The sequence below is a fragment of the Pseudonocardia xinjiangensis genome (assembly GCF_012911925.1).
Lineage (GTDB): Bacteria > Actinomycetota > Actinomycetes > Mycobacteriales > Pseudonocardiaceae > Pseudonocardia > Pseudonocardia xinjiangensis.
In genome coordinates this window covers 1-20,652 of sequence record NZ_JAAXKY010000018.1, presented here as the reverse complement: position 1 = coordinate 20,652, position 20,652 = coordinate 1, and the positions used below count along the sequence as shown (strand labels likewise).

Annotated in this window: 16 protein-coding genes; 13 read left to right on the top strand and 3 right to left on the bottom strand. The window is 72.3% G+C overall.

The window, feature by feature from the left end; genetic code table 11:
- Positions 1-58 precede the first annotated feature (58 nt).
- The 5 genes from fdhF (at position 59) to HF577_RS08290 (ending at position 8,113) form a co-directional block, all read left to right on the top strand.
- Positions 59-3,040 carry a formate dehydrogenase subunit alpha gene (gene fdhF / locus HF577_RS08310; RefSeq protein WP_169395173.1) on the top strand — a complete coding sequence of 994 codons (2,982 nt, stop codon included), beginning with the start codon at positions 59-61 and terminating at the stop codon, positions 3,038-3,040.
- On the top strand, positions 3,037-4,794 hold the full coding sequence (locus HF577_RS08305; RefSeq protein ID WP_169395172.1) for an NAD(P)H-dependent oxidoreductase subunit E: 1,758 nt from the start codon (positions 3,037-3,039) through the stop codon (positions 4,792-4,794). Before fdhF ends, HF577_RS08305 begins: the two co-directional genes overlap by 4 nt.
- On the top strand, positions 4,791-6,026 hold the full coding sequence (locus tag HF577_RS39640) for a molybdopterin-binding protein (protein WP_169395171.1): 1,236 nt from the start codon (positions 4,791-4,793) through the stop codon (positions 6,024-6,026). Before HF577_RS08305 ends, HF577_RS39640 begins: the two co-directional genes overlap by 4 nt.
- A 378-nt stretch (positions 6,027-6,404) precedes the next feature.
- Positions 6,405-6,995: an acetoacetate decarboxylase family protein gene (locus HF577_RS08295; protein ID WP_169395170.1), complete on the top strand. Its 591-nt coding sequence runs from the start codon at positions 6,405-6,407 to the stop codon at positions 6,993-6,995.
- A gap of 101 nt (positions 6,996-7,096) precedes the next feature.
- A complete protein-coding gene (locus tag HF577_RS08290; RefSeq protein ID WP_169395169.1) occupies positions 7,097-8,113 on the top strand; it encodes an AI-2E family transporter in 1,017 nt (338 codons plus the stop codon).
- A 15-nt stretch (positions 8,114-8,128) separates the two neighbouring features.
- Here the strand turns inward: HF577_RS08290 and HF577_RS08285 are convergent, their stop codons facing one another.
- The 3 genes from HF577_RS08285 to HF577_RS08275 are packed head-to-tail and all read right to left on the bottom strand — an operon-like array spanning position 8,129 to position 11,420.
- Positions 8,129-8,785: a VC0807 family protein gene (locus HF577_RS08285; RefSeq protein ID WP_169395168.1), complete on the bottom strand. Its 657-nt coding sequence runs from the start codon at positions 8,783-8,785 to the stop codon at positions 8,129-8,131.
- 23 nt (positions 8,786-8,808) lie between these two features.
- Entirely contained in the window at positions 8,809-10,059 is a 1,251-nt protein-coding gene (locus HF577_RS08280) for a cytochrome d ubiquinol oxidase subunit II (RefSeq protein ID WP_211173961.1), read from the bottom strand.
- On the bottom strand, positions 10,056-11,420 hold the full coding sequence (locus HF577_RS08275; protein WP_169395167.1) for a cytochrome ubiquinol oxidase subunit I: 1,365 nt from the start codon (positions 11,418-11,420) through the stop codon (positions 10,056-10,058). The genes HF577_RS08280 and HF577_RS08275 overlap by 4 nt, the downstream gene beginning before the upstream one ends.
- A gap of 192 nt (positions 11,421-11,612) precedes the next feature.
- Here HF577_RS08275 and HF577_RS08270 point away from each other — a divergent pair, with 192 nt between their 5' ends.
- The 8 genes from HF577_RS08270 to HF577_RS08235 form a co-directional block, all read left to right on the top strand.
- On the top strand, positions 11,613-12,053 hold the full coding sequence (locus HF577_RS08270) for a DUF5709 domain-containing protein (RefSeq protein ID WP_169395166.1): 441 nt from the start codon (positions 11,613-11,615) through the stop codon (positions 12,051-12,053).
- A 4-nt stretch (positions 12,054-12,057) separates the two neighbouring features.
- On the top strand, positions 12,058-12,459 hold the full coding sequence (locus HF577_RS08265) for a DUF302 domain-containing protein (protein ID WP_169395165.1): 402 nt from the start codon (positions 12,058-12,060) through the stop codon (positions 12,457-12,459).
- 68 nt (positions 12,460-12,527) lie between these two features.
- Positions 12,528-14,438 (top strand): molybdopterin biosynthesis protein, encoded by a 1,911-nt coding sequence (locus tag HF577_RS08260; protein WP_169395164.1) that lies wholly within the window; start codon positions 12,528-12,530, stop codon positions 14,436-14,438.
- Between the two features lie 78 nt (positions 14,439-14,516).
- Positions 14,517-16,466 (top strand): potassium transporter Kup, encoded by a 1,950-nt coding sequence (locus tag HF577_RS08255; RefSeq protein ID WP_169395163.1) that lies wholly within the window; start codon positions 14,517-14,519, stop codon positions 16,464-16,466.
- 227 nt (positions 16,467-16,693) lie between these two features.
- A complete protein-coding gene (locus tag HF577_RS08250; protein ID WP_169395162.1) occupies positions 16,694-17,902 on the top strand; it encodes a Cmx/CmrA family chloramphenicol efflux MFS transporter in 1,209 nt (402 codons plus the stop codon).
- Positions 17,903-17,985: 83 nt separating this feature from the next.
- Complete coding sequence (locus HF577_RS08245) at positions 17,986-18,735, top strand: 2-phosphosulfolactate phosphatase (protein WP_169395161.1); 750 nt, start codon at positions 17,986-17,988, stop codon at positions 18,733-18,735.
- A 12-nt stretch (positions 18,736-18,747) separates the two neighbouring features.
- Positions 18,748-19,389 (top strand): TenA family protein, encoded by a 642-nt coding sequence (locus HF577_RS08240; RefSeq protein WP_211173969.1) that lies wholly within the window; start codon positions 18,748-18,750, stop codon positions 19,387-19,389.
- Positions 19,390-19,525: 136 nt separating this feature from the next.
- Positions 19,526-20,652, top strand: a 1,127-nt coding sequence (locus tag HF577_RS08235; RefSeq protein ID WP_169395159.1) for a carboxylate-amine ligase, incomplete at its 3' end; no start/stop codon positions are given.

The window sequence follows — 20,652 nt, the reverse complement described above, 5'->3', positions numbered from 1 at the left end:
CGGATTGCATACAGTCGACTAAGGTCGGTGTCACGTACCTGACCGATGGAGGCCCAGGATGACAGCGGTGCAGGAACCGGCAACCAGCTTACGCACGGTCACCACTTCGATCGATGGCCGGGAGGTCACCGTCGAGGAGGGCACCTCGATCTACGACGCGGCGAAGCAGGTCGGCGTCGACATCCCGGTGCTCTGCCACAACGAGCGCTACGACCCCGTCGGTGTCTGCCGCATGTGCGTGGTGGACACCGGCGGGCGCGTGTTCGCGGCGGCCTGCGTGCGCCCCTGCGAGGACGGCATGGAGGTCAAGACCTCCACCCCGGAGCTGGAGCGCAACCGCGCCACGCTCACCGAGCTGCTGGTGTCCGACCAGCCGCCGCGCGCCGAGGACCCCAAGCAGACCACCACGGGCGACAACCTGCTGCTCTCGCTGGCCGACGGGTTCGGCGTCGCCCGCGAGACCACCGACCTGCCGTGCGGGTCGGGACGCGGGGTCGACTCGTCCAACCCCGTGATCGACGTCAACCACGACGCCTGCATCCTCTGCGACCGGTGCGTGCGTGCCTGTGACGACATCCAGGGCAACGACGTGATCGGCCGCTCCGGCAAGGGCTACTCCACGCGCATCGCGTTCGACCTGAACGACCCGATGGGCGCGAGCTCCTGCGTCACGTGCGGCGAGTGCGTGCAGGCCTGCCCGACCGGCGCGCTCACCAACAAGTCGATCCGCAACATCCCGATCCAGCCGCGCGAGAAGCTCGACGCGGTCGACTCGGTGTGCCCCTACTGCGGCGTGGGCTGCGCGCTCACCTACTACGTCGACCGCGAGCGGGGCGCCATCGCCTTCGCCGAGGGCCGCGACCAGCCCGGTTCGCAGAGCAGGCTGTGCGTCAAGGGCCGCTACGGCTGGGACTACGCCGCCTCCCCGCAGCGGCTCACGATGCCGCTGATCCGCATCGACTCCGCCTACCCGAAGAGCGCGCTGTCGGCCGACGTGCGCGGCGAGGGCAAGGGCTCGGCCACCGGGGCGACCAACGACCGGGGCCGCGGCGGCGACGGCGGCAACCGCAGCGGCGGCGGCCGCAAGGACGACCCGGGCGGGAAGCGCGGCGGTGGCCGCAAGCCGGGCGGGCTCGTCGACTACGACGAGGTGCTGCCCTACTTCCGGGAGGCCACCTGGGAGGAGGCGCTCGACCTCATCGCCCGGCGCCTGAAGGAGATCCACGCCGAGGGCGGCCCCGGCGCGATCGCCGGGTTCGGGTCGGCGAAGTGCTCCAACGAGGAGGCCTACCTCTTCCAGAAGCTGATCCGCACCGGGTTCGGCACCAACAACGTCGACCACTGCACGCGGCTGTGCCACGCCTCCTCGGTGGCGGCGCTGTTCGAGGGCGTCGGCTCCGGCGCGGTGTCCACCACCTACGGGGACGTCGCCAACGCCGACGTCGTGATCATCACGGGCTCCAACCCGACGGCCAACCACCCCGTGGCCAGCTCGTTCTTCAAGCAGGCCCGCCGGCGCGGCACGAAGATCATCTACGTCGACCCGCGCGCGTCCACCGTGGCGGAGCACGCCGACATCTTCGTCCAGCTCAAGCCGGGCACTGACGTGGCGTTCTACAACTCGGTGATGCACGAGGTGATCCGCCTCGGGCTGATCGACCGCGAGTTCATCGCGGGCCGCACGTCCAACTACGACGAGCTCGCGCGCACCGTGGCCGACTACCCGCCGGAGCGCGCCGCGCAGATCACCGGCGTCGACGCCGACCTCATCCGCGAGGTCGCGCGGACGTGGGGCGAGGCGAACGCCGGCGTCGTCTACTGGGGGATGGGGATCTCCCAGCACACCACCGGCACCGACAACGCCCGCTGCCTGATCGCGCTGTGCTCGATCACCGGCAACGTCGGGCGGCCGGGCACCGGCCTGCACCCGCTCCGCGGCCAGAACAACGTGCAGGGCGCGTCCGACGCCGGGCTGGTCCCGATGTTCTACCCCGACTACCAGGGCGTCGACCGCGAGGCCACCCGGCGGCACTTCGAGGAGGCGTGGGGCACCACGCTCGACCCGAACCGCGGCCTGACGGTCACCGAGATCATCAAGTCGGTACTGCAGCCCGGCGGCGTCCGCGGCATGTACATGCTCGGGGAGAACCCGTTCCTGTCCGACCCCAACATCAACAAGGTGCGCAAGGCGCTCTCCGCGCTGGACTTCCTCGTCGTCCAGGACATCTTCCTGACCGAGACGGCCGAGTTCGCCGACGTGATCCTGCCCGCCACCTCCTACCTGGAGAAGGACGGTACGTACACCAACACCGACCGGCGGGTGCAGCTCGGCCGCAAGGTGATGGACCCTCCCGGCCAGGCCCGGCCGGACTGGGAGATCGTGCAGGACATCGCGCGCGGCATCGGGCTCGACTGGAACTACGAGAGCCCCAGCGAGGTGTTCGACGAGATGGTGGCGCTGATGCCGTCGTACAAGAACCTCGCGTACGACAACCTCGGTCTGTCCGGGAAGCTCTACCCGAACGACGACCCGGAGCACACCGACGGCACCGTCGTCATGTTCGACGAGAAGTTCAACACCGACGACGGACTGGCCCACCTGGTGCCTGCGCAGTGGCTGCCGCCCCGGGAGCTGCCCGACAGCGAGTTCCCGCTCGTGCTCAACACCGGCAGGCTGCTGGAGCACTGGCACACCGGCTCGATGACGCGGCGGTCCTACGCCCTCGACGCGATCTCCCCGGTCGCCGAGGTGTACATGCACCCGAAGGACGCCGCCGACCGCGGGCTCGCCCACGGGGAGATGGTCCGGGCGCGGTCGCGGCGCGGCGCGATCGAGCTGCTCGTGCGCATCTCGCACCGCGAGCAGCTGGGCAACTGCTTCATCCCGTTCCACTTCCGCGAGGCGGCGGCCAACCTCCTGACGATCGACGAGGTCGACCCCACCGGCAAGATCCCCGAGTTCAAGTTCTGCGCGGTGCAGGTCGAGGCCCTCGGCGCAGCGCACGTTGAGACCCCGTCGACCGCAGGAGCACGTGCATGACCGAGCTGTCCGACCGCGCGGCCGAGGTCCGCTCCCAGCGGGTCCCCGGTGTGGAGGCACGGGCCGGGAAGTTCCCCGGACCGTCGCTCATCCCGGCGCTCAACGCGATCCAGGCCCGGCTGGGCTGGCTGCCCCGTGAGGAGCTGGAGGAGCTCGCCCGGGACGCCCGCAGGCCCCGGTACGAGATCGAGGGCCTGATCTCGTTCTACCCGCACTTCCGCACCGAGCCGCCGGTGAAGGTGGCGTTGCACGTCTGCCACGACCTGCCGTGCTGGCTGCGCGACGGCGAGGCGCGCACGGCCGAGCTGCGCGAGCGCTACGGCGCCGACGCGGACGTCGAGCTCGTCGAGGTGTCCTGCCTGGGGCGCTGCGACAGTGCGCCCGCGGTGGCGGTGAACGAGCGGCCGGCTCCCGTCGCCGAGGTGGACGAGCTCGTCGACGCCGCCCGCGGTTCGGGGGTGGGTGACGCCGCCGCGGCCACCCGTGTCGAGCCGTGGCCCAACGACCCCTACCCGGCCGGGTCGGGCGTCGACGGCCGCTACGCCACCCTGCGGGCGCTGCTCGCGGGCGAGCTCGACGCCGACGACATCGTGGCCACGCTGAAGGACTCCGGGCTGCGCGGGATGGGTGGCGCCGGGTTCCCCACCGGGCAGAAGTGGAGCCTGGTCCGCGGTGCCCAGCCCGGCACCACCAAGTACGCCATCGTGAACGCCGACGAGTCCGAGCCCGGCACGTTCAAGGACCGCCAGATCCTGGCCCAGCAGCCCCACCTCGTGCTGGAGGGCCTGCTGCTCGGGATGGCCGTGGTCGGGGCCGAGGAGGGCTGGGTCTTCATCCGGCACGAGTACGGCCCCGAGGAGCACGTGCTCCGCGAGGAGATCGACGCGCTGCGGGCCGCCGGTGTGGTCGGGCCGGACGCGTGTGGGAGCGGGCGCCGGCTGAACATCGACATCTTCGTCTCCCCCGGCGGCTACATCCTCGGTGAGGAGACCGCGCTGCTGGAGTGCATGGAGGGCCACCGCGGCGAGCCGCGCAACAAGCCCCCGTTCCCCGGCAACTACGGCCTGCACGGCCGGCCCACGCTGATCAACTCCGTGGAGACGTTCGCCGACGTGCCGGTGATCGTGCAGCGCGGCGCCCAGTGGTGGAAGGACCAGGGCGTCGGCGACTCGGTGGGCTGGAAGTTCTTCGCCGTGTCGGGCCATGTCGAGCGGCCCGACGTCTACTGCGTGCCGATGGGCACCACGGTCCGCGAGCTGATCGACCTCGCAGGCGGGGTCACGGGCGGAGCGGAGGTCGGCGCCGTGCAGCCGGGCGGGGCGTCGTCCAACTTCATCGGCCCCGACCAGCTCGACCTGCGGCTCGACTTCGGCACCGCGGCGGAGGCGGGCACCATGCTCGGTTCCGGGGCGCTCGTCGTCCTGGCCGAGGGCACCGACCTGCTCGCGGCGTCCACCAACGTGCTGCGGTTCTTCCGCAACGAGTCGTGCGGCAAGTGCGTGCCGTGCCGCGTGGGGTCGACGAAGGCGCACGAGCTGCTCCGGGGCGTCATCGAGTCGGGGAGCTCCACGCTCGACGAGACGCAGCGCGGCCGGATCCTGCAGCTCGAGGAGGCCATGCGCAAGACGTCGATCTGTGGGCTCGGGCAGGTGGCCCTCGGTCCGGTCGTGAGCGTGCTCGGCATCGACAAGGGTGGGGCGGCGGCGCGCGACCAGCCCAGGCCGAACGGCTCGGCGGCTCAGCCAGACAGGTGAGTGGCCGCGAGTTCTTCACCACCCGCACGGTCGCGGAGGCGCTGGCGGGGTTCCGGCCCGCCCGCCGCACCGCGCTCGAGGACGTCCCGCTCGCCGAGGCCCTGCACCGGGTCCCGGCGGCGGACGTGGCCGCCGCCGCGGCGCTGCCGGGCTTCGCCCGGTCCACCGTCGACGGCTTCGCGGTGCGCGCCGCCGACACCTACGGCGCGTCCGAGGGGCTGCCGTCGTACCTGGACCTGGTGGGGGCGGTCCGCATGGGCATGGCTCCCACCGTGGCCGTGCGGCCGGGCGGCTGTGTCGCGATGCCGACCGGCGGGGTGCTGCCCGACGGCGCCGACGCCGTGGTCATGGTGGAGCACACCGCCGAGACGATGCCCGGCACGATCGAGGTGACCCGGCCGGTGGCGCCGCTCGACGGGATCGTGCGTGCCGACGAGGACGTGGCCGCCGGGGCGCCGCTGGTGCCGGGCGGAAGACCCCTGCGGTCCCCCGACCTGGGGTTGCTGGCCGCGGCCGGCGTCACCACGGTCAGGGTGCACGCCCGCCCGCGCGTGGCGATCATCTCGACCGGCGACGAGGTGGTGCCCCCGTCCACGGCACAGCTGCGTCCCGGCCAGGTCCGCGACGCCACGGCGTCGGCGCTGGCCGGGCTCGTGCGGGACGCCGGAGGTGAGCCGGTGCTCGCCGGGATCGTGCCAGACGACGCCGGCGCGCTGGAGGCGACGCTGCGCGACACGCTGCGCGAGGCGGACCTCGTGGTGGTCTCGGCCGGGTCGTCGGTGGGAGCCCGCGACGAGACGGCAGGTGCGGTGGCCGCGCTGGGCGAAATCTGGTGCCACGGGCTCGCCATCAAGCCCGGCAAGCCCACGCTGCTCGCGGAGTGCAAGGCCGAGTGCGGCAGCGGGGTTCCCCTCATCGGGCTCCCGGGCAACCCGCTCTCCGCGCTGGTGGTGTTCCGGCTGGTCGGCGTGCCGCTGGTGTGGCGGCTCGCGGGCTGCCCGGTGCCGCCGCCCGAGCCGTCGACCCCCGCCCGCCTCTCCCGGGACCTGCCATCGGCCGCGGGCCGGCTCGACGTGGTGCAGGTCGCCGTGCAGGACGGCACAGCCACCCCGATCTTCGGCCCGTCAGCACTCCTGTCGGTGCTCACCCGCGCCGACGGTTGCCTCGTGGTGCCGGAGGCGGCCACGGGTCTGGCCGCGGGCTCGCCGGTTCAGGTCACGCTCTACCGCTGACCGCGACCATTCCCGAGCGCCTTCGGGCCCGTTCCGCACATTCATGGTCGGCCCTTTGCGTCGCTATTGCCATTCCTGCACCAATGCCGGCGACCGTATATGTGCGTCCGACCTGGGCTCGGGCGAATACCACGCATGGGTGATGTCGGAGAGTTGCTACGCAGGCAGATTCAATGGCAACTGGGCCTCCGGGGTGCCTGAGCCACGGTCGGACCTTCCACTGGGGAGCGGGAGATTCGACCCTTCATCGCCGGTCGGCCACGCCCTCGTCAGTGGCGTGGCTGACCGGCCATACCCCGCATGTGGGATGTCCTGCGGCTGATCGGTGGGCAGGCTTGGGCGGCCCGGAAAGGCCGATTCATTGCGCCGGAGGTGCACATGGTGAAGGGCTACACGGTTCCGCTGTCGCCGCGCGGGGACGCGAACCTGGCTTCCGCTCCGCCGTGGCACTATGCGGGTGACATCGTCGCGGTGGAGTTCTGGACCGATCCGGCGGCGGCCGAGGCGACACTCCCGGACGGGCTGAGCCCGGACCTGGACTCCTCCGGGCACGTCGTGGCGCTGTTCGTCGACTGGCAGTTCTCCGGGGAGAACGAGGAGTACCTCGACCCGGTGCGCAGCCAGTACCGCGAGTTCTTCGTGCTGGTCGACGCCGGGTGGAAGGACCAGCCGGTCTCCTGGTGCCCGTACATCTACGTCGACAACGACCTGGCACTGGCCCGCGGGTGGGTGCAGGGCTTCCCGAAGAAGCTGGCCGCAGGCCAGTACGACAAGCCCGCCGTGCACGAGCTGGTGATGATGGTGTCCAGCGGGCAGCAGGTCGCCGACGTGTGGGCAGGCACCGGCGAGATCGAGCTGTTCCCGGCCCGGGGTGAGGAACTGGCTGATCTCGCGCCGGTGCGCACCGGCGCGGGCTTCCGCTCATCGATGGTCTACACCGTGACCGAGGTGCGTGAACTGGCTGCATGAACGACCGCAGGGCGGCCCGGCTCCGATCTCCGCGAACGGCTGGGAGCAGCGGAGCGGCGTCGTCTCGGCCGGTACCTGGTCGAGGGGTCCCGCGCAGCCTCGTGCTGGCGGCCGGCTGGTCGTGGCGGCTGCTCGTACTGGGTGTCGTGGCCTACCTGGTCGTGCGGGTGCTCGCGTTGCTCTGGCTGGTGCTCGTGCCGATCGTCGTGGCGCTCCTCGTGACCGCGCTGGTGCGCCCGCTGGCCGTGCTCCTGCAACGTCGCCTCCCCGGGCCGTTCTCGGCCCTGCTGACCCTCCTCGTGGCGCTACTGGGCCTCGCCGGTCTCGGGTGGCTGATCGACCTGCGCTTCACCCAGGAGCTGCCGTCGCTGACCGGGGAGTTCCTCCACACGATCCGCGAGCTCGGGGCCACCCTGGCGCGTCTCGGCGTCGGCGAACCCCAGCTGGCCGAGCTCCAGGGGGACCTGGTGCGGTGGGTGCAGGAGAACCGCAGCCAGCTGCTCGCCTACCTGACCACCGGCACCGGCTTCGCCGTGGAGATCGCCACCGCTCTCGTCCTGACGGTCTTCATCACGTTCTTCCTGCTCTACGACGGTGAACGGGTGTGGCGCTGGCTGCTCGGGCCGCTACGGCCCCGTGCCGCCGCCCGGGCGGACCGGGCCGGGCACATCGCCTGGACGACACTCACCGGGTACGTCCACGGCACCGCGATCATCGCCACCATCCACGGCGTCGTGATCGGGCTCGTGGTCTCCCTGCTGCACGTGCCACTGGCGATCCCGCTGGGCGTGCTGGTGTTCCTCGGCAGCTTCATCCCCATCGTGGGCGAGCTGATCGCCGGCAGCGTGGCCGTGGTGGTCACGCTGGGCACCCAGGGCCTGCTGGCGGGGCTGATCCTGATCGCGGTCCTGATCGCCGAGGGCCAGCTCGAGGCGCACCTGCTGCAGCCGCTGATCGTCGGCAGGTACGTGCGGCTGCACCCGTTGGCGATCGGTCTCGTGCTCGCCACCGGGACCGTGCTGGGCGGCCTCGTCGGCGCCGTGGTCGCCGTTCCGGTCGCGGCGATCGTCCACCGCGCGTGGCCCGCGCTGGCGGGGAAGTCGGCTCCGGAGGAATGACCGGCGAGCGGGGCCTCAGGCCGCCGTGGGCGCCCCGATGCGCAGCCGCACGCCGTGCCCTGCCAGCGACCGGCGGAACCACCACAGCGACAGCACGATGCCCATGGCGACCACCGAGTACGAGCCTGCGGTGGACACCACGAGGAAGTTCCCCACCGTCTGCGTGGCGAGCACGACGATCGTGGTGGCCCCGTTGACCAGGAACACCACCGCCCAGAGCAGCGACACGCGCTTGAAGAACCGCCGGATTCCCGGGTGCGAGCTCAACGCTTCCGGGAAGGCACAGAAGTCGTCGGCGAGCTTCGCCAGCAGCGGCCGATCGAGGCCGATCGTCACCAGCAACGCCAGCGCGAAGACGAAGTTCTGGACGGTCGGCTGGAGGAAGTACAGGAACGCGCTCCCCGTCCACAGCCCCACCGCGGTGCGGACCACCAGCAACCCCGTGGTGATCAGCAGGATGGTGGGCAGCTTCTGCCGCTGCACCAGCCGCCGGCCGATCGCCAGCGCCGACCAGCCCAGGGCCGCGAACAGCCCTCCGTCGAACCCGACCTGGGTGAACAGCACCCAGAACAGGGCCAGCGGGATCAGCGTGAACTCCAGCAGCGGCCGGCCGGCCTGCCCGAGCATCGACGTGATCGAGGGGAGGTGGATCGTCGTGCGGAACTCCGCCATCTCCCCACTGTACGTCCGGGAGGTCAGGTAAAGAGCGTCCCTGAACCGGTCCCGTCATCGGTGTCGAGACCGAGGTCAGCGGGACCGACGGCCACGAAACCGGCCACCACCGCGACGAGGACGAGCAACAGGCCGACGGTCATCAGGACCGCTCCGGACGCGAACACCACCAGCACGGCACCGGCGACGAACAGCCCGACGGCGCCCCGGCCGAGCATCCGCCGGTCCCGCGGCGGACGGGCCGGGACGGCCGTCTCGGGGACGTCGACCGGCCGGTCCATCCGGCCCCCGAGCACGAGCCCGAACAGCAACGCCAGCGACGGCCCGACGATCACCGCCCCCGCCACGATGGACACCGTGACCGCCAGCAATGTGTTGTACGGCGCAGCCGCCTGCTGCACGGTCAGGCCGGGCAGCAGGGTCGGCCCCTGCGCCAGCGCCCAGCCCGCGACCAGCGCGGCCACCGCCACCGCGGCCACGAAACGGGCCGCATGCGCCCGCCTGGTCCACACCAGCACGAGCGTCGCGACGCCCGCGACGGCGGAGACGACCACGGCGCTCCGACCGGCGCCGTCGAGCAGACCGTGGGCGAGCGCCGGCGCGTCCACGGACACGACGAACGCTCCCGCGATCGCGACGATCCCGGCCACCACCCCGCTCAGCAGGGCCCGCAACCGGAACCGTTCGGCCATCTCCACCTCCCCGAGGCGGGCCGCTTCAGCCGCCAGTTGCACCGCTGCGAGGAAGGCGCCGCCCGCCACAGCCAGCACCCCGACGAGCAACGACGTCGGGCCGAGCCAGCTCGTGATGATGTCTCCCGGAACCGGACCGGCCGGCACCCGTCCCGACGCGACCGCACCGACCGCTGCTCCGAGCGCGAACGGCGTGATCAGCGAGGACAGCGCGAACACCAGGTCGACCTCGGGGTGGTCGCCGGGGCCGTTCGTGGCGCCGTGCAGCGCATACGCGGTGCCGCGCAGCACGATGCCGATTCCGGCGATGAACAGCGGCACCACCAGCGTCGAGGCGAGCGAGGCGAACGCCTGCGGGTAGGCGGTCCAGAGCACGGTCAGTACAAAGATCAGCCAGACGTGGTTGGCCTCCCAGATCGGCCCGATCGCGCGGTAGATGTGGGCGCGGACCTGGTGCGCCCGTTCCCCGCTTCCCGCCGTGAGCTGCCACACCCCGGTTCCGAGGTCGGCGTTGGCCAGCACGGTGTAGAGGACCAGGCCGACGAGGACGGCGACCATCGGCAAAACCTGGAGGACTGTCACGGGACCCCCTCCTCCACCAGCTCGCGCGGCGGCGGGTCGGCAGGCAGCGGCCGGATGGCGAGCCGGTGCAGGATCCAGCCGACGCCCACCACCACGCCGAGATAGATCGCGGCGAGGACCGCATACCCGATCGGGATCCCGCTCGCCGCCGTGACCGCCTCGTTCGTGCGCATGACGCCGTAGACCACCCATGGCTGGCGGCCCACCTCAGTGGTGACCCAGCCCGCGATCAGCGCCACGACCGCTGCCGGGCCTGCCAGGACCACCGCCCGGTAGAACCAGCGCGAGGCGGGCAAGCGGTGCGCACGGATCCGGATGTAGAGGAAGATCACGGCGAGCAGTGCCAGCGCCGAACCGATGCCCACCATCGTCTGGAAGGCGATCCGCACCACGTTGACCGGCGGCAGGTCCTCCGGCGGGAACGACAGCAGCCCGCGGACGGTCGAGTCCGGGTCGTGGTAGGCCAGCAACGACAGCAGCCTCGGTATCTCGATGCCGTACCGGACCTCACCGTCGACGTACCAGCCGAGCAGATGCACCGGCGCTCCGCTGGTGGTGGCGCCGAGCCCCTCCAGCGCAGCGAGCTTGACCGGTTGCTGCTCGCCGACCGTCCGGGCGGCCCAGTCCCCGACGACGATCTGGGCCGGGGCGGCCACCGACGCGGCCGTCAGCGGCACGGCCAGCGCCACCCGGTGGTAGGGCGTCGTCCGGCCGCGCAACATGCTCACCGCGTAGCACCCGGCGATCAGGAACCCGGTCACCATGAACGCCGCGATGTACATGTGGACGAACTCGTGCCACAGAAAGGGGTTCGCGAACAGGGCCCGTACCGGGTCGACATCGACCACCTGGCCGTTCTGCAGCCGGAAACCCGACGGGTTGTTCATCCACGCGTTGACGGTGATCACCATGAAGGAGCCGGTCACGCCGGTCAGCACGATCGGGATCCCGCTCGCGAAGTGCCAACGCGGCGATAACCGGTCCCAGCCGTACACGTAGACGCCGATGAAGATCGCCTCGACGAAGAACGAGAACCCCTCGATCGCGAATCCCAGGCCGAACACGGATCCGAACGTGCCCACGAACTGCGGCCACAGCAGCCCCATCTCGAAGCTCAGGACCGTGCCCGTGACCACCCCGACCGCGAACAACGCCACCAGGATGCGGCTCCATCGCCGGGCCAGCGTGCGGTACACCTCCTGGCCGGTGCGCATCGCCCGCCACTCGAGGAACAGGATCAGCGTGGGCAGCGCCATGCCGAAACAGACCAGGGGAATGTGCACGGCGAACGACAACGCCTGCATCTGCCGTGCCTGTAGCAGGTAGTCCTGGTCGATGACCTGACTCAGCCAACCCGACATCACGCGGACCTCCTCTCACTCGATGCCCCGAGCCTCGTCGGTCCTGCTGCCACCGACATCCCCCGAAGAAGCGACCTGCTTCCCCCGAATGCGGACGATTCACCGGATATCGCGGGGCCAGGCGATGTGGCGGTGGTCCCACGGGGCGACGATGGGCTCCGACCACGGTGCGAACGAGAGGACTGAGACGAGATGGCTGACCCGGACGAACTGGACGACGACGTCTTCGAGCAACTGGACGCCGAGGACACCCTCGACACCACCGGCCCGGCGGACCCGCTCGACGAGGGCTACTCGCCTCCGGAGCGCCCGTGGGCCGTCGACGACTGGGGGACGACCGCGAGCGAGGAGGAGACCGGGGAGAGCCTGAGCGGGCGACTGGCCAGGGAGCTGCCGGACGTCGAGCCGCTGCAGGGAGACGGTCTCGGCGACAGCAGCGACACCGACGGTGAGCTGGTCGACGACGAGGTCGGGGACTCCCGGTCGGGCCGGCTCGTTGCCGAGGACGAGGGCGAGGCCACCGACGAGGACGACGAGCTGTTCGCCCTCGACGTCGGTCCCGACGGGGCCGGGGCCTCGGCCGAGGAGGCAGCGGTCCACGTCGTGCCCGAGCCCAGCGCCGAGGACCGTTGAGGACATGCAGGTGGACGCGTTGATCGTCGAGACCTCGCCGCATGACGTCCCGGCCACCGTCGAGCGGATCCGCGCGGGGCTGGACCGCCGCGGGGTGGCGCTGTTCGCGGTCGTCGACCATGCGGGGGCCGCGCGCGACGCCGGCCTGGAGCTGGCCGACGAGGTCGTCCTGATCTTCGGCAACCCCGCGGTCGGCACCGGGCTCATGCAGGCCGACCCGCGGGTCGGGATCGAGCTTCCGCTGCGGATCCTGGTCTGGGCCGGGGCGGACGCCACGCGTGTCGCCTTCCGGGATCCGCGGGCGCTGGTCGCCGGCTACGACCTCACCGAGGCCCAGGACACGCTGGCCCGGCTGCGTGTCCTGCTCGACCAGCTGGTCGCCGAGGCGGTCGCCCCGGCGACCTGACGGGGCGCGCGCCTCCCGGGCGGTCCCCGACCTGCGGCGCCGTCCCGCAGGGTCGTACCGTCGCTCATGTGGTCGCCGACTCGCCGTTCGTGTCCGACGTCCCCGCCGCCGCGGCGCTCGACGCCTGGCGTGAGGGCTGCGCCGCCGCGGGCTGTCCGGCGCGCGTCGACGTGGTGCGGGTGCCCGTCGGCGACGCCGTCGGGCGCGTGACGGCGGAGCCGGTCTGGGCCCACCGTTCCTCCCCCGCGTTCGACTCCGCCGGCATGGACGGCATCGCGGTCCACGCCGCCGACACGGTGGGCGCGGCGGAGACCACACCGGTGCTGCTCGCCGACTTCGCCGTCGTCGACACGGGCGACCCGCTGCCCGAGGGCTACGACGCCGTCGTCATGCGCGAGCACGTCCACCGCGGCGCCGACGGCACCGCCGAGGTGCGCGCGGCCACGCCGCCGTACCAGCACGTGCGCTCGATCGGGGAGGACATCAGCGCCACTGAGCTGCTGCTCCCGGCAGGCCACCGGCTGCGGCCGGTCGACGTGGCCGCGGCCGCGGCCGCGGGAGCCGTCGAGCTCACCGTGCGCCGTGCGCCCGTCGTGGTGATCGTCCCGACCGGCGACGAGATCCGCCCGATCGGCACCGAGCCCGCCCCCGGCGAGATCCTCGACACCAACTCGCTGATGCTCGCGGCGCAGGCGCGCGAGCTGGGCTGCGAGGCACGGGTGACGCCGATCGTCCGCGACGACCCCGCGGTGATCACCGAAGCGCTGCGGGCCGCCGCCGCCGAGGCCGACCTGGTGGTGCTCGTCGCCGGCTCCAGCGCGGGCCGTGACGACTACACGGCACGGGTCGTCGCGGGCGCGGGCACGCTCGCGGTGCACGGCGTGGCAGTCCGGCCCGGGCACCCGGTCGTGCTCGGCGCCGTGGACGCGACGCCGGTGCTCGGCGCGCCCGGCTACCCGGTGTCCGCCTCGCTGACGTTCGACATCTTCGCCGTCCCGCTGCTCGCCGCGCTCGAGGGGGCCGCACCGCGCGAACGGCCCTCGACCACGGCCCGGCTGGCCCGCAAGCTCGCCTCGAACGTCGGGATGGACGACTGGGTGCGGGTGCGGCTCGGGCGCGTCGGCGGCGAGGTGGTGGCCACCCCGCTGCCCCGCGGCGCCGGGGTGCTCACATCGCTGGTCCGCGCCGACGGGCTGCTGGTCGTCCCGGCCGGGCTGGAGGGCCACCACGCCGGGGAGCACGTGCGGGTCGAACTGCTGCGCGGCCTCGGCGAGATCGGCCGCACGATCGTGGCCATCGGCTCCCACGACCTGGTGCTGGACGTGGCCGCGTCAGCGCTGCGGGCCGACGACCCGCTGGTCACGCTGGCCTCGTCCAACGTCGGGTCGCTCGGCGGGCTCGTGGCGCTGCGCGACGGCCTCTGCCACATCGCGGGCTCGCACCTGCTGGACCCGGCCACCGGCGAGTACACGCTGCCGTACGTGGAAAAGATCCTCGACGGCGACAAGATCGCCGTCATCCGGCTCGTGCACCGCGACCAGGGGCTGATCGTGGCCCCGGGCAACCCGCTCGGCCTGTCCGGCGTGGACGACCTGGTGCGGACCGACGTGCGGTACGTCAACCGGCAACGGGGGGCGGGCACCCGCGCGCTGCTCGACCACGAACTGGCCCAGCGCGGCCTCGACCCCGCCGCCGTCACCGGCTACTCCCGGGAGGAACACACCCACCTCGCCGTGGCCGCCGCGGTGGCAGCGGGCCGGGCCGACACCGGGCTCGGCATCCTGGCCGCCGCCCGGGCGTTCGGCCTCGACTTCGTGCCCGTCGCCCGGGAGCCCTACGACCTCGTGCTGCGCACGTCGGGTCTGGACGACGCGATGCTCGCGCCGCTGTGGGCCCTGCTGGAGCGCCCCGCGTTCCGCGCCGAGGTGGAAGCGCTCGGCGGATACTCCTGCGCGGAAACCGGTCACCGTATCCGGTGACGGATCGCTCAGTCCCTTTGCGCACGTCAGAGGGGCAGAATGGGCGCACATGGACCACCTGACCCGCTACCTCGCCTGATGGTCTCGACCCCGGAGACCGCTCCGGACTCGCCCGGCCCCGCTCCGCCGCAGGGACCGTCGTCCGCGGCGCGGAAGACCGGGGCGGGCGTGCTGGCGCTCGGAGCGCTGGGAATAGTCTACGGCGACATCGGCACGAGCCCGCTCTACGCGCTGAAGCAGACCTTCACCGAGACCCGCGGGCTCACACCCGACCCCGGCACGGTCTACGGCGTGCTCTCACTCGTGTTCTGGACGATCACGATCATCGTCAGCGTCAAGTACGTCAGCCTGGTCACGCGGGCCGACAACGACGGCGAGGGCGGCACGATGGCGCTGATCTCGCTCATCCAGCAGGTGAAGCGACTCGCCGCCCGGACGCGGTGGCTGCTGATCGGGCTGGGCGTCCTCGGAGCGGCGCTGTTCTTCGGCGACGGGATGATCACGCCCGCCATCTCCGTGCTCGGCGCCGTGGAGGGCCTGGAGGTGGCCAGTCCGGGGCTGAAGATGTGGGTCGTCCCGATCGCGATCGTCCTGCTGACCGCCCTGTTCTACTGCCAGCGCTTCGGCACCGGCGCGGTCGGGAAGGCGTTCGGGCCGGTCATGCTGCTCTGGTTCGTGGTGATGGGCGTGCTGGGGCTCGTCCACGTGATCGCACAGCCCGGGATCCTCCGGGCACTGTCGCCGACCTATGCCGTTGCCTTCTTCTTCCACGACTTCCCCACGGCGTTCCTGTCGCTCGGGTCGGTCGTGCTGGCGATCACCGGCTCGGAGGCGCTCTACGCCGACATCGGGCACTTCGGCCGCCGTCCGATCCGCAACGCCTGGTTCGCGGTGGTGTTCCCCGCGCTGATCCTCAACTACCTGGGTCAGGGGGCGATCGTGCTCTCCGACCCCCGCGCCGCGGACAACCCCTTCTTCCGGCTGGCGCCATCGTGGGGCCAGTACCCGCTGCTGATACTGGCCACGGCGGCCGCCGTGATCGCCTCCCAGTCCGTCGTCACGGGCACGTTCTCGATGGCCCGCCAGGCCGTGCAGCTGGGCTACCTTCCGTTCCTCACGATCCGGCACACCTCCGAGAAGGAGGCCGGGCAGGTCTACGTGCCTGCCGTGAACTGGGTGCTGTTCGTGGCCGTCATCGGCCTGGTGATCGGCTTCGGGTCGTCCACCGCACTGGCCTCGGCCTACGGGATCGCCGTCACCGGCACCCTCACGATCACCACCGTCATGTTCTTCGTGGTCGCCCGGCGGCGCTGGGGCACGCCCATGTGGCTCGTGGTCATCGGCGCCGGTGGCCTGCTCATCGTCGAGCTCGCGTTCCTGGCGGCGAACCTGACGAAGGTGCTCTCGGGCGGCTGGTTCCCGCTCATCATCGGCATCACGGTCGCCGTCATCCTGATGACGTGGCACCGCGGCCGCGAGATCGTCACGCGCAAGCGCACCGAGCAGGAGGGCCCGCTCGAGGACTTCGTCCGCGGGGTCGCCACCTCCGACGACCCCCCGATCCGCGTGCCGGGCACCGCGGTGTTCCTCAACGCGAACGCCGGCACCACGCCGCTCGCGCTGCGCCACAACGTCCGCTACAACCACGTCCTCCACGAGCACGTCCTGGTCCTCAACGTGCAGAACGTGGCGGTCCCCCACGTGCCCCGGTCCCAACGCCTGGAGATCGACGACGCCTGCGTCCCCGACGACGGGATCTTCCACCTCACCGTGCGGTTCGGCTACCAGGACAAGCCCTACGTGCCGGCCGCGCTGCGGCTCGCCCGCCAGAAGGGCCTCGACCTCGACTTCAAGCACGCCACCTACTTCCTCAGCCGCATCACGATCACCTACACCAGGGAGCCCGGGCTGGCGCGCTGGCGCAAGCGGCTGTTCTGCGTCATGAGCCGCAACGCGGTGAGCCCCGCCGCGTACTTCGGCCTCCCCCCGCACCAGGTGGTGTCACTGGGCTCGCCCATCGACGTGTAACCGGTTGCGCGACGAGCGGCCGCGGTGAGTACGGTCTGCGGCATGTCGAGCCCTGAGGCATCCAGGGTGGGGCTGCCGGTCACGCCGTCGGCCCCCTGAACCCACTGAATTCCTAGTTCGCACCCCGGCAGCCCGTGCTGCACGGGGGTGGCTGCTGCGGGTACCTCCTGGGCGCTGGCCGCGGTGACGAGACGCCTCCTTCTGGTTCTCTCACCCCGGAGTCCTCGATGCCTCTTCCTCTCCACCTGCTCGCCGTGGCTGTCTTCGCCATGGGCACGTCGGAGTTCATGCTCGCCGGCCTGGTGCCGGACATCGCCACCGGCCTTGGCGTGTCTGTCGGCGCCGCCGGCCTTCTGACCTCAGCGTTCGCGGCCGGAATGATCGTCGGCGCGCCGCTGATGGCGGCGCTGGCGCGCCGGTGGCCTGCGCGGGCCGCCCTGCTGGGCTTCGTGCTGGTGTTCGCCGCCGCCCATGTCGTGGGCGCACTCACGACAAGTTTCGCGGGTCTCCTCCTCACCCGGGCGATCGCCGCCCTGGCCAACGCAGGCTTCCTGGCGGTCGCACTGAGCACCGCGGCCACGCTCGTCGCGGCGGACGAGAAGGGACGTGCGCTGGCGGTCCTGCTGTCCGGAACCACGGTGGCCACCGTCGCCGGGGTTCCGGGCGGCGCGGTGCTCGGCACCCTGCTGGGCTGGCGGGCGACCTTCTGGGCGGTCGCCCTGCTCTGCCTTCCCGCTGCCGTCGGCATCGTGCGGGGCGTCCCCGCGCGGTCGACCGCACCGATGGCTCCGGCGGGCCCTTCCCTGCGTTCCGAGATCGCCCAGCTCGCGAAGCCCCGACCGGTCCTGGTCATGCTGATCGGCGCGCTGGTCAACGCCGCCACCTTCGCCACGTTCACCTTCCTGGCACCGATCGTGACCGAGACCGCCGGCCTGCCGGAGCTCTGGGTCCCGGTCGCGCTGGTGCTCTTCGGTGTGGGCTCCTTCGTCGGTGTCACCGCGGCGGGTCGGCTCTCGGATCAGCGCCCCGGCATCGTGATCGTGGTCGGCGGGCCGTTGCTGTTGCTGGGCTGGGTCGCGCTGGCGACCCTCGCCGGCCACCCGGTGGCGCTCCTGGTCCTCGTCCTCGTGCAGGGCGCGTTGTCCTTCGCGCTGGGCAGCACCGTGATCGCCAGGGTGCTCTACGAGGTGGCGGGCGCCCCGACCATGGGCGGGTCGTACGCGACCGCGGCGCTCAACATCGGCGCAGCGGGGGGCCCTGTCGTCGCGGCAGTGGCTCTCGGAAGCGGTGCCGGCGACCTCGGACCGGTCTGGGTCAGCGCTCTCCTGGTTGCGGCCGCGCTGCTCATCGCCCTGCCGCTCCTGCGGGTGGTCGCACCCCGCCTCGGTCACCAGCCACCTCACCCGGGGCAGGTGCATCCGTCGAGATCGACGTGAGCGGGGTTGCGGCCGCCCCGCTCGCCACCCCCACCACGTCGATCTCGGTCGCTCGCCACAAGATCGGGACCTAGGGTGGCGCGATGCCCGTCGACGCCCGCCCGGAGCACCGCCAGCGCGAGTACGGGGTGCGGTTGGAGTGGGGTCTCGAGGGCGCCGAGCTGCTGGCCGCCGAGTGCGCGGTGGTGGTGGTCGTCGACGTGCTGTCGTTCTGCACCTCGGTCGACGTCGCGGTCGGGCGGGGCGCCGCGGTTCTCCCGCAGCGCTACGCCGGCCCCGGCGCCGCCGAGGCCCAGGCCCGCTCCCTGGGCGTGCAGCCCGCAGGCCCCCGGTCGGGCACCGGGCCGTCACTGCGGCCGTCCTCGCTGGTCGGCCTCCCTGCCGGCACGCAGCTGGGGCTGCCCTCCCCCAACGGGGCCACGCTGTGCGCCACGGTCGCCGGGAGCGGGGCGGTGCTGATCGCCGGGTGCCTGCGCAACGCCTCGGCCACGGCGGCAGCGGCGCTGGCGGTGGGCGGGCCGATCGGGCTGGTCCCGGCCGGGGAGCGCTGGCCCGGCGGCACCCTGCGGGTCGCCGTGGAGGACGCGCTCGGCGCCGGGGCGATCGCAGCGGCGCTGCCGGGAGCCGAGTGCTCGCCCGAGGCCGAGCTCGCCGCCGCCCAGTTCGCCACGGCACACGCCCGCGGGCTCGCCACCGTGCTCGCCGCCACCGGCTCGGGCCGGGAGCTGGTCGCCGACGGCTACGGCGCCGACGTCACGCTCGCCGCGGCTCTGGACACGAGTGCCGTCGCACCCCGGCTGGTCGACGGCCTGCTGCGGGCGGGCACGGCCTAGGGTCGTGGGGTGATGTTCAGTGCGGAGCTGCGGCAGCTGACCGGCACCACCTGGGACGCGGCCGTGGGGCACCGGTTCGTGACCGAGATCTGGCGTGGGCAGGTCCCACCCCCGGTGCTCACCACGTACCTCGTGCAGGACCACCAGTTCGTCGACGCGTTCGTGGCGCTGATGGGGGCCGCCGTCGCCACCGCCGACCGGCCGGAGGCCCGGATCGTGCACGCCCGCCAGCTCGGGGTGGTGGCCGGCCCGGAGAACGACTTCTTCGCCAGGGCGCTCGACGTGCTCGACGTCCCCCTCCCCGACCGCACCGAGCCCGTGCTGCTCGCGCCCACGGTGGGGTTCATCGAGCTGATGGACACCGCCCGGCGCAGCGCCGACTACGCCTCCTGCCTCACCGTGCTGCTCGTCGCCGAGTGGGTCTACCTGGACTGGGCCACCCGGCCCGACGCCACCGCACCCGACGAGCCGCTCCAGCGGGAGTGGATCGAGCTGCACCGGGGCTCCGCGTTCGAGACGTGGGTGGAGTTCCTGCGGTCCGAGTTCGACCGTGTGGCCACCGGCCTCGAACCGGCCGACCGGGAGCGGGTGCGGGAGCTGTTCACCCGCACCGTCGATCTGGAGCTCGCCTTCTTCGACGCCGCCTACCGCTGATCACACGAAACGAGCATGACCGGGTGTCGCTGTGTGTCGTCCCGCGCACGAACGGGCACAGTGCAAGCGTGTGCAGGCACCTCGGAGTAGCACCACAGCAGCACGGCCGTAACACGCGTCTCCTAGCGTCGCCGTCATGAGCGATCTCCCCCTGCTCGGCGTCGAGGAGGAGTTCCACGTCGTCGACCTGGAGACGCGCCACGCCGCGCCCGAGGTCGAGGCGCTGCTCGCGCAGCTCGACGGCGCCGAGTTCGCGCCCGAGCTGCAGCGCTCCCTCGTCGAGACGAACACGCCCGTCTGCGGCACCCTCGACGAGCTGCGTGGCCATCTCCACCGGCTGCGCTCCACCCTGGAGTCGGTGGCCGAGCCGCTCGGTCTCGGCGTGGTGGCAGCGGGGACCGTCCCGCTCGCCGAGCTGGCCGGGGACGCCATCTCGGCGGGCGCCCGCTACGAGAAGATGCAGCACGAGTACCAGATGCTGGTGCGGGAGCAGCACATCTGCGGCGCCCAGGTCCACGTCGACGTGCCCGACCGCGACGAGGCCGTGCAGGTGGTCCGCCGCGTCGCCCCCTACCTGCCGCTGCTGCTCGCCATCTCGGCCAGCTCCCCGTACTGGCGAGGTCACGACTCCGGCTACGCCAGCTACCGGTCGATGGTGTGGTCGCGCTGGCCCACCGCGGGCCCGCCTGCCACGGTGTCCACGGCGGCGGAGTACGACGCCATGGTCGCCGACCTCATCGCGTCCGGCACGATCAGCGACCCCGGGATGGTCTACTTCGACATCCGGCCCAGCGCCCACCTGCCCACGGTCGAGCTGCGGGTCTGTGACGCCTGTCCCCAGGTGGACGACGTGGTGCTCATCGCCGGGCTCTTCCGCGCGCTGGTCGGCAAGGCCAGGGAGGACTTCGCGGCCGGGGTGCCGCTGCCCGAGTCGCGCCACGAGCTGCTGAGGGCCGCCACCTGGCGAGCGGCCCGCTCGGGCCTGGAGGGCGACCTCGTCGACCTCGTCGGGCCGGCGCTGGTGGCGCCGCCGCTGCTGGTGGGCCAGCTCGTCAACCAGCTCCGCCCGCAACTGGAGGAGCTCGGTGACTGGGAGCAGGTGCTGGAGCTGTCGCAGGCCACGCTGGCCCGCGGCAGTGGCGCCGCCGTGCAGCGCCGGGCGTTCGGCCGCCGCGGTGAGCTCACCGACGTGGTCGACTCGCTGCTCGCCCACACGCAGGGCCGCTCGCCCGCCCACGAGCCGGCCCCCACCGTCCCCAGCAC

Bases quoted from the DNA above. Each gene is read 5' to 3' on its own strand.
- HF577_RS08305 (WP_169395172.1), top strand. From the start codon at position 3,037: ATGACCGAGCTGTCCGACCGCGCGGCCGAGGTCCGCTCCCAGCGGGTC.
- fdhF (WP_169395173.1), top strand. From the start codon at position 59: ATGACAGCGGTGCAGGAACCGGCAACCAGCTTACGCACGGTCACCACT.
- HF577_RS08245 (WP_169395161.1), top strand. From the start codon at position 17,986: ATGCCCGTCGACGCCCGCCCGGAGCACCGCCAGCGCGAGTACGGGGTG.
- HF577_RS08295 (WP_169395170.1), top strand. From the start codon at position 6,405: ATGGTGAAGGGCTACACGGTTCCGCTGTCGCCGCGCGGGGACGCGAAC.
- HF577_RS08275 (WP_169395167.1), bottom strand. From the start codon at position 11,420: ATGTCGGGTTGGCTGAGTCAGGTCATCGACCAGGACTACCTGCTACAG.
- HF577_RS08255 (WP_169395163.1), top strand. From the start codon at position 14,517: ATGGTCTCGACCCCGGAGACCGCTCCGGACTCGCCCGGCCCCGCTCCG.
- HF577_RS08285 (WP_169395168.1), bottom strand. From the start codon at position 8,785: ATGGCGGAGTTCCGCACGACGATCCACCTCCCCTCGATCACGTCGATG.
- HF577_RS08250 (WP_169395162.1), top strand. From the start codon at position 16,694: ATGCCTCTTCCTCTCCACCTGCTCGCCGTGGCTGTCTTCGCCATGGGC.
- HF577_RS08270 (WP_169395166.1), top strand. From the start codon at position 11,613: ATGGCTGACCCGGACGAACTGGACGACGACGTCTTCGAGCAACTGGAC.
- HF577_RS08240 (WP_211173969.1), top strand. From the start codon at position 18,748: ATGTTCAGTGCGGAGCTGCGGCAGCTGACCGGCACCACCTGGGACGCG.
- HF577_RS08265 (WP_169395165.1), top strand. From the start codon at position 12,058: ATGCAGGTGGACGCGTTGATCGTCGAGACCTCGCCGCATGACGTCCCG.